Here is a 1380-nt window from a genome sequence, read left to right on the forward strand (position 1 = left end):
ACGGCAAAGGCCCCATCGCATCCACAGAGCGTGGCCTTGCAGATGTTAAAGCCCCCGGCATTATCCCACGTAAATCGGTTCACGAACCAATGGCGACGGGCCTCAAGTCCGTTGACGCGATGATCCCTGTTGGCCGTGGCCAGCGCGAATTGATCATTGGTGACCGTCAGACTGGTAAAACAGCTGTCGCACTTGACGCGATCCTGAACCAACAGCAAGTCAACACCGCCGCTGGCGACGACGAGAGCAAGAAAATGTACTGCGTGTACGTTGCGATCGGTCAAAAGCGTTCGACTGTTGCCCAACTTGTTAAAAAGCTCGAAGAAACCGGCGCGATTGAATATTCCATCGTCGTTGCCGCAACCGCGTCCGAACCTGCACCAATGCAGTACCTCGCGCCTTACTCTGCGACAGCCATGGCGGAATTTTTCCGCGACAACGGCCGCCACGCTTTGATCGTCTATGATGACTTGTCCAAGCAGGCTGTGTCCTACCGTCAGATGTCGCTGTTGCTGCGTCGTCCACCCGGCCGCGAAGCGTACCCAGGTGACGTTTTCTATCTTCACTCCCGGTTGCTTGAGCGTTCCGCTAAGCTGGGCGATGCGGCTGGTAACGGCTCGTTGACTGCTCTGCCGATCATTGAAACCCAAGGCGGCGACGTTTCGGCGTTTATTCCGACAAACGTGATTTCGATCACCGACGGTCAGATCTTCCTTGAAACCGAACTGTTCTACCAAGGCATCCGCCCTGCTGTGAACACCGGTTTGTCGGTTTCGCGCGTTGGCTCCTCGGCTCAAACCAAGGCAATGTCCTCGGTTGCGGGTCCGGTTAAATTGTCCTTGGCTCAGTACCGCGAAATGGCGGCCTTTGCTCAGTTCGGTTCAGACCTTGATGCGTCCACTCAGCAACTGCTGAACCGTGGTGCGCGTTTGACAGAATTGATGAAGCAGCCACAGTATTCGCCGCTGACCAACGCAGAAATCGTCTGCGTGATCTATGCGGGTACAAACGGCTTCCTTGACAAGATTGACGTCAAGCAGGTTGGCCGTTTTGAAGCAGGTCTGCTGGCGCATCTGCGCAGCAAGCATGCTGATCTGATGGCTGACATCACCAACAACGACCGCAAGGTGAAGGGTGAGCTGGAAGATTCGATCAAAGCAGCTATCCAATCTTTCGCCGCTGACTTCGCTTAAGGGAGGGAGGGCAAATGCCAAACCTCAAGGACCTAAAAAACCGGATCGCGTCGGTGAAGAACACCCGCAAGATCACGAAAGCCATGCAAATGGTTGCCGCGGCGAAACTTCGCCGCGCGCAGGAAGCTGCCGAACAGTCACGCCCCTACACAGAGCGTTTTAACGCTGTGATGTCGCGGCTGGCCGC

The 1380-nt window shown here is 55.8% G+C and carries 2 protein-coding genes; both read left to right on the forward strand.

The window, feature by feature from the left end; translation table 11 throughout:
* Positions 1 to 1193: F0F1 ATP synthase subunit alpha (gene atpA / locus ABYT07_RS21130; RefSeq protein ID WP_372993955.1), on the forward strand; the 1193-nt coding region annotated here is incomplete at its 5' end.
* Positions 1194 to 1207: 14 nt separating this feature from the next.
* Positions 1208 to 1380, forward strand: a 173-nt coding sequence (locus tag ABYT07_RS21135) for a F0F1 ATP synthase subunit gamma (protein ID WP_372993956.1), incomplete at its 3' end; no start/stop codon positions are given.

Source organism: Sulfitobacter sp. (assembly GCF_041552635.1).
In the GTDB taxonomy this organism is placed as follows: Bacteria; Pseudomonadota; Alphaproteobacteria; order Rhodobacterales; family Rhodobacteraceae; genus Sulfitobacter.